Here is a 6,582-nt window from a genome sequence, read left to right on the forward strand (position 1 = left end):
TAACGCTAAGGTCTGGTGACGGCGGCGTTAGCCGACGTTGCCAGCACCGTCTGGTTAGCTCTAGTTTTTAACTTTTCCATTCTCAATTTGAAGAGTTGCGATGGATGAAAAATGGGTGCCAAGACTGGTGAAACCTAGTGAACCATCGTATTCAGAATCATCATATTTCATGAATGTGATGTATCTCCCATCTTTAGGTCTAGGCATCTCGTATTCTTCGTTTTTCTTGAACCACGCATCCAAATCAATCTCGGTCGTTTCAGTCTCTCCTGGCTTTAGGTTGCTGAAATCGGGTACAGACGCTTCGGTCTCTCCAACGAAAAAGACTTTTGTCACTTCGTCCTCTTCGTTTATTAAATAGAGTCGATACCCCCAATACTGGTCGCCATTCGAAGTACTCTGGTTTCGGTAGTAGCTAATTTCTCTTTGAGATTGGTTCGACCATCGAACAAATGCTGATCCAGCATCGAAACTTAAGTCCATGCTTACGTCTTCTATCGCCGACAGTCTCACGAAGAGTGTAGTCAGGGTAAGGGGCAGAAATGCCAATTTGGGGATCTTCATTTTTTTAGCTAACGTGAAAGCCATACGCGTAGGTCAGCGCGGAGCGCTGGCCGGAGTTGTATGGGCTGACTGGTTAGAATTCATTTTTGCATCTTCGGAGTTGAAGCGTACTGCGTAATGATTGCACAGGTCGATGACATGCTCGTAGACCTCCGCTTTTTTCAACTCTTCGATTCTGAAGTATAGGTTTGGAGTCGCTTCGCACGAGATTCGAAGCCAACCGTCTTTTTCTTCCCAAACCGACGCCATCGCCCAATCCACTCGGATATCGAGTTTATCGCAGCTGATCCGAAGATCTCTATCGTTCACTTCATAGGTCACTTCGCCTTGGAGAAACTTCGAATTTGTAAACCAACGATTGAAAGTTCCTGCGCTCTTCTTTCCTAGAAAGAAAGCTAGACCAACGAGAAGTAGGATCGCTACTCCGATTACTATCGTGTACGGAGAAAGCAGGCAGACTACGCCAATCAGAATCGCTAGCGTTAGTCTTAGTGGCTTGCTTTTCCTCGAGAAGAGTCCGGTCAAATACACGTACTCTTCTCGTGTGAAGGTATGAGAATGCGTGTATCTGAATTTTGGGGTCATTATTATTTTCTAACGTGAAGGCCATACGCGAGGATCAGCGCGGAGCGCTGACCGCAGTTGTATGGGCCGCCTGGTTGAGGTCTTTTTCTTTGGATAAAAAGAATCCGATAAGCAGAATCTCTTCTTCGAGTATTTTTGTTCTTTTGCCTTTAGTGGACGTGATGTTTCCAGCGCACATCGCTGTTGATAGTCCTTCTTCTGAGTTCTTAAGGTAGATCAAATGATCATAGCCTTTGTGAAATGGATATGGGCAGGGTGCTCCTGTGGAAACTGAAATGATGTCTCCTTCTTTGAACTTTCCATCGAAGCTTTGAAGCACCTGTATTTTTGATATAACCTTTTCGGCTAGAAGTGGGGTCGACCTATCTTCTTCGACTTTTTTTACGTCGACAATTCGGGCTAAGATTACCGAGTCGCTGTACTCCAGCTTCTCCTCGACGGATATTTCCTTACAGCTACACCCATACGAAATGGTGATTCCAATTAGGTAGGGTATGACTAGTAGAATTAGTTTCATTTTCTTCCCTCAACGCTGAGGCCATACGCGCAGGTCATCGCGGAGCGATGACCGCAGTTGTATGGGCCGCCTAGTTCTGCTTTATTTTTATTATTTTCAACCTGATCATTCTTTAGGTATTCCTGTAATCATCCAAACTAGTATAGTGAAGGTGGATGCGACTCCGAATAGAAGAATAAACAGCTTCGTAGCTCTTTGATTCATCCTTCTAAGCACGCTTGAGAATCCTTTCGTGTCATTTTGGCAATTTCGGTAGTAGCTTGACGCCGTCTTCCATAGTATCCGAAGTAAGATTACTATTCCAATTTCTAGAAATATTAGGAAGGCTATTTCCATTTTTTTCGGCAGAACGTGAAGGCCATACGCGCAGGTCATCGCGGAGCGATTGCCGGAGTTGTATGGGCCGCCTGGTTAGCCTCGTTTAATTCTATGCCACCGAATGGCAAAATGTAAGTAGGGAATCCGAATTCGAAAGAATCGTACTTCGCTTGAATTCGTGCTTTCTTAAAAATTCGATTGGTTCTTTCGATCGTGAACTTGAACCTGATCATTTTCTCTCCATCGCTTTTGATCTCGTTTGTCGATGGATCGTAATGGATGTCAGCGAATAGAAAATCCTCGTTCCATTTCGTTCTTCCCAGTTTCGGATAATTCATGTCCCAGATTCCCAGTGATACAGTGATCTCACCGTTCTGAAGCGAATATCCTTCGGTTCGGGTCCACTGTGAAAGAAGATCGTTATGGTTCAGTTCAATACCATCTATTTCTTTGTGATCGGATACCGCTTTCGATAGCTCTTCCAAAAACTGTGACCTGTCCAGTTCTTCCCAAAGTCTTTGGCTTTCTCTTTCGCGCATCGCATCCCTACGTTCGATGTAGTTCTTGGGCAAATCGATCTCGAATGCCGAAAGAAAGGGCACGAGTGCGATGATTGCGAGCAAGGCTGTTGAGATTGTCTTCAATTGTTTTTGGCTAACGTGAAAGCCATACGCGGAAGTCAGTCGCGGAGCGACTGGCTGGAGTTGTATGGGCTGACTGGTTAGGCTTAATTTTCTTATTTCTTTGGGTAAGACTCAATCGTTTAGACAATTGGTTTAGTATTTTTGTCTTTTAGCTTCATGGTGACGACGTAGGAAAACAACAATGTGGAGAACAAAATGAAGAGATAGCTTTTCCCTATACCCAGAATCGACTCTTGCTTCCCGATGCTCCCTGCCGAGAAGACAGAGACAATATTCGCTAAGGATATGAATCCTCCTAAGACTGTGAGAAGTATCTTTCCATTTCTACTGCTTGGAGTTCTTTTTGATGCACCGAAAAGAATGGATGTGAGAAATATGAATACAGAGCCTAATTCCCAGAATCCTTTGAATCCGGTGTAGAAGCTACTGGTCGGAATCTGGGTCAAAATGCAGACGAATCCAATCGCGACCGCTGTGGGAATTAGAACTATGTAGACGAGGAACATTGTTTTCTGCCTAACGTCGAGGTGATACGCGAGGATCAGCGCGGAGCGCTGACCGCAGTTGTATCGACCGACTGGTTAGGGTAATTCATTTTAGGATTCACGAGTTGGTCAGCGTTGTCTTTTGGCTATTCTTCTGGTTTCGGCAATCGATCCTTACACCGGTCTAATCTTCTTTTCCCTCTATTCGTTTTGGTCGGTTTGTCGTGTGGCTAACTTCAGCCAAATCGAGTAGGGTAAATTTCTTCAAATCTTATCCTTTATTTGGTCAATTGTTGAGAGATGATCCTTTAGGTAACGCATCGACATTGGAATGCTTAGGACGAATCCAAGCGAGAAGAACACGGTGAGTATGAAAAGAATCGCCAGTTTGTTCCAGTCTAGGAAATGGCTCAGGAGTAGGATCGGTATAAATGCTACGAGTGATGCCGATAAGCCTAAGACCGACGGTAAGCAAAGGAGCCAAAATATTACTGATAAGATTTTGCTTTTTGCTATGTATCTGAGGCAGGTATTCATTTTCTCCCTAACGTGAAAGCCATACGCGGAAGTCAGCGCGGAGCGCTGGCTGGAGTTGTATGGGCTGACTGGTTGGCTCTCATTTCTTTTCAGTGATGATTGGGTAGTGGCCAGCTATGACTTCAAAGTCTCGATCCTTATGAAGTATCGTAGCTCCTGTCTCTATCGCGGTCGCTGCAATCAGACAATCTATGATACTTCTGATCCTGAATCCTTTTCTTTGCAGCTCTTGATAGATCTCGGCTGCCAACATCGTCGTGGACCGTTTCTGTGCAGCTAGGACTAGAGTGCCAAACTCGTTCTCTATTCTCTCTCTTCCTTCTCTGCTTCTTATGCCTTGGATGATTTCCAGAAGGATCATTTCAGTGTAGAGTAGGGATTCTCTATCCCCGAGCTTCTCTTTGAGTCTCTCTTTGGTCCAATGTTCGCCGCCTTCCAAAAAGTCGATCCATACACTCGTATCGACAATCGTCATCTAGCGAATCTTCCCTTTCTGAGTTCATCGAGATCTCCCTCCCACTTGAATTTGCCTTCAAGCGCCAGGATGCTCTTCTGGTCTTCTTTCCGTAATAGCTCTCTGAGAGCTAGATCCACGAGTTCTCGCTTCGTGCGTAAGCCGGTGATCTTCAGACCCTTGCTTACTAGCTTATCGTCTAGGTTGATGTTTGTTCTGCCCATACACCTAAAAGTATGGATTAGGTGTATTTTGTCGATTTCTTTCTTTAGCCAACGTGAAAGCCATACGCGGAAGTCAGTCGCGGAGCGACTGGCTGGAGTTGTATGGGCTGACTGGTTAGATATTCTTCTTTTGTAGACGATGAGGGCCAATACCACGCAGGGTAGGGTGAATAGTGCCATCATTGGAAGTTCAGGCCAAAACGATTCCCAATAGATTCTTTCTGTTTCCAATTTTGGAGAGTCGATTGGAATACCAACGAATCCTCTGCTTTTTAAATTCTCTAAAACGATTTCTCGTACCTCAGGAAAATAGCTTAGCAAAAGTTTATCTTTCGGATTTGGAAGAATCGGAAGTATTTCTTCTTTGATCTCGAGTCTCAGCGAGTCTCCCATTTGACTTAGAGATAGCGTTATTCCGTCACTTACAAGAGCATCAATCTTTTCATAGGTAGCTCTGTTGTGTACGACTTCCCACCAATAGAAATCTAAACCGTTTTCGTTCTGTTCAGTTGATAGAATATCGCTGGACTCAAGCTCTATCCTTTGAAAGACGGTGTAGTCTCTGTCTTTGTTAATGGTCGCAAAGAGCGCAATCCAACCAACTAGAAGGGCTGAACAGTAGAAAGTGCTGAGTGCTATGAATGAATCTTTCATTCTATCTAACGTGAAAGCCATACGCGTAGGTCAGCGCGGAGCGCTGGCCGGAGTTGTATGGACTGCCTGGTTAGACAATTCTTTCATAGCTCTTGATTTGTAGGGAATTGCAAACTTGTCACAGAGGGCGACAACTTCGTCTAGAACTCCACTTTCTCGTAACTTTTCGACTTCAAAGTAGAAGGTTGGCATATTTGCACAAGTGACATAGAGCCACCGATCGGCTAGTTCCCAGTGCCGTATCATGGACCAAGCTATTCTCGCTTCAAATCCGGTGCCATGCATCCAAAGCGCTGACTCGCTCACTCCATAAGTCACTTGCTCTTTCAGAATCTTAGATTCTCGATATGTGTGTCCAAAACTTGTATTACGGATTTTGTTTGTGAACAAGTCTAGCGTCAGAAAGCCAAACAAAGCTAGACCAACGGCGATTGTGTATGGACTAAAAAAGCAAAGAATTGCTAATGCTCCTACTGCGATTCGGAAAATAGGATGTCTCTTCTTTGGGATGACGTAGAAAAGATCGAAGTATTCCTCCTCGGTGAACCGATGAGTGTTCTCGAACTTGAATCGTTTGTTATTCATTCTCGTCTAACGTGAAGGTGATACGCGAGGGCCTAGGTTGAACGTGGAGAAAGAGTAGGGCAAGATTCGTCCTTGCTGCATCCACAACTCGGGCGCTTGGCCCGAGTTGTATCGACCGCCTGGTTAGGCTTCTCTTCCATAATTTCTAGCAAGATCTCCAGCACACCATTCGTCATATTCAAAACTCTCAGGGTTCAATAGTAATTCTCGAGAACGTGTGACCCAGAGGTGGATGAAGTATTTGGGAAATTCGGTCTCTGCAACTTCCAGCAAATCTTCAATTTCTGATTTCTTCTTTGTTTGAAAATCGGTCCGAACTGCGTCTCCAACGATCAGATACAGGAGGGAAAGAAAATACTCTGAAGTCGGGCACTGATCGTTCGATGCCAACTCAAGGTAGAGTCTTGTTCTATTCAGGTGAGACAACATGAGATCCCAATCCTGTCTCGGCTCGACGCTTATGTCTGTGAAAGCCCATTCGCGAATCTCGTCCTCCGTTGGGTTGTAGGGATCTTTCATTTTCTTGCCTAACGTGAAGTCCATACGCGTAGGTCATCGCGGAGCGATGGCCGGAGTTGTATGGGACGACTGGATGGGATTATTTTGGGGTGGGTTCAAGTGTTGGGTTCCTTGTCGAAAGAGGCTGTCTTCATGACGCCTCCAAGTCCAGTTTCTGTCCCTGGGAAGTTTCCATTCGTTTGGTCGGGGTAGTGGAGAGCTCAATGGTCGAAGTCTTCAGTGCCTGAGTTCTTTCTCTTCTGGATTCTTCTTCGTCGTGGGCATCTTACTTACTCCAAAAATGCGTCGTGGGAGTCCTTCCTTTCGCGTTCTTCATCGGTTCGTTCCAGTCGTCGATTTTTCAAAAATTTTCGCCCTACGGGGTAAGCGTAACATGCGTTACGCCATAGTTGTCTTCCCATCGCAGAGGCCATGCATGGAGGCCTCAGTTGGGGTTTAACTTAAATTAGGGGTTGATTTGTCACAGGTCGGATTGAAAGGGCGGGCGTTTGCCGGA

At 45.2% G+C, this 6,582-nt stretch carries 9 protein-coding genes; all 9 read right to left on the reverse strand.

The window, feature by feature from the left end; genetic code table 11:
- Positions 1-60: 60 nt before the first annotated feature.
- Positions 61-564, reverse strand: coding sequence for a hypothetical protein (locus tag H5P27_RS09555; protein ID WP_185660183.1), 504 nt, complete (start codon positions 562-564; stop codon positions 61-63).
- Between the two features lie 33 nt (positions 565-597).
- On the reverse strand, positions 598-1,149 hold the full coding sequence (locus H5P27_RS09560) for a DUF308 domain-containing protein (protein ID WP_185660184.1): 552 nt from the start codon (positions 1,147-1,149) through the stop codon (positions 598-600).
- A 34-nt stretch (positions 1,150-1,183) separates the two neighbouring features.
- The gene (locus H5P27_RS09565) at positions 1,184-1,666 is read right to left on the reverse strand and encodes a hypothetical protein (RefSeq protein WP_185660185.1); all 483 of its coding nucleotides are present in this window, start codon (positions 1,664-1,666) and stop codon (positions 1,184-1,186) included.
- 371 nt (positions 1,667-2,037) lie between these two features.
- Entirely contained in the window at positions 2,038-2,628 is a 591-nt protein-coding gene (locus tag H5P27_RS09570) for a hypothetical protein (RefSeq protein ID WP_185660186.1), read from the reverse strand.
- Between the two features lie 119 nt (positions 2,629-2,747).
- Positions 2,748-3,134: a hypothetical protein gene (locus H5P27_RS09575; protein ID WP_185660187.1), complete on the reverse strand. Its 387-nt coding sequence runs from the start codon at positions 3,132-3,134 to the stop codon at positions 2,748-2,750.
- 595 nt (positions 3,135-3,729) lie between these two features.
- Positions 3,730-4,125: a type II toxin-antitoxin system VapC family toxin gene (gene vapC / locus H5P27_RS09580; protein ID WP_185660188.1), complete on the reverse strand. Its 396-nt coding sequence runs from the start codon at positions 4,123-4,125 to the stop codon at positions 3,730-3,732.
- On the reverse strand, positions 4,122-4,982 hold the full coding sequence (locus tag H5P27_RS19630; RefSeq protein ID WP_221774667.1) for a type II toxin-antitoxin system VapB family antitoxin: 861 nt from the start codon (positions 4,980-4,982) through the stop codon (positions 4,122-4,124). Before H5P27_RS19630 ends, vapC begins: the two co-directional genes overlap by 4 nt.
- Before the next feature lie 30 nt (positions 4,983-5,012).
- Positions 5,013-5,567 (reverse strand): hypothetical protein, encoded by a 555-nt coding sequence (locus H5P27_RS09590; protein WP_185660189.1) that lies wholly within the window; start codon positions 5,565-5,567, stop codon positions 5,013-5,015.
- 123 nt (positions 5,568-5,690) lie between these two features.
- Positions 5,691-6,086 (reverse strand): hypothetical protein, encoded by a 396-nt coding sequence (locus H5P27_RS09595; RefSeq protein ID WP_185660190.1) that lies wholly within the window; start codon positions 6,084-6,086, stop codon positions 5,691-5,693.
- Positions 6,087-6,582 lie beyond the last annotated feature (496 nt).

It is taken from the genome of Pelagicoccus albus, assembly GCF_014230145.1.
Lineage (GTDB): Bacteria > Verrucomicrobiota > Verrucomicrobiia > Opitutales > Opitutaceae > Pelagicoccus > Pelagicoccus albus.

Coding starts and splice junctions, on each gene's coding strand:
- H5P27_RS09555 (WP_185660183.1), bottom strand. CDS start 564: ATGAAGATCCCCAAATTGGCATTTCTGCCCCTTACCCTGACTACACTC.
- H5P27_RS09560 (WP_185660184.1), bottom strand. CDS start 1,149: ATGACCCCAAAATTCAGATACACGCATTCTCATACCTTCACACGAGAA.
- H5P27_RS09565 (WP_185660185.1), bottom strand. CDS start 1,666: ATGAAACTAATTCTACTAGTCATACCCTACCTAATTGGAATCACCATT.
- H5P27_RS09575 (WP_185660187.1), bottom strand. CDS start 3,134: ATGTTCCTCGTCTACATAGTTCTAATTCCCACAGCGGTCGCGATTGGA.
- vapC (WP_185660188.1), bottom strand. CDS start 4,125: ATGACGATTGTCGATACGAGTGTATGGATCGACTTTTTGGAAGGCGGC.
- H5P27_RS19630 (WP_221774667.1), bottom strand. CDS start 4,982: ATGAAAGATTCATTCATAGCACTCAGCACTTTCTACTGTTCAGCCCTT.
- H5P27_RS09590 (WP_185660189.1), bottom strand. CDS start 5,567: ATGAATAACAAACGATTCAAGTTCGAGAACACTCATCGGTTCACCGAG.
- H5P27_RS09595 (WP_185660190.1), bottom strand. CDS start 6,086: ATGAAAGATCCCTACAACCCAACGGAGGACGAGATTCGCGAATGGGCT.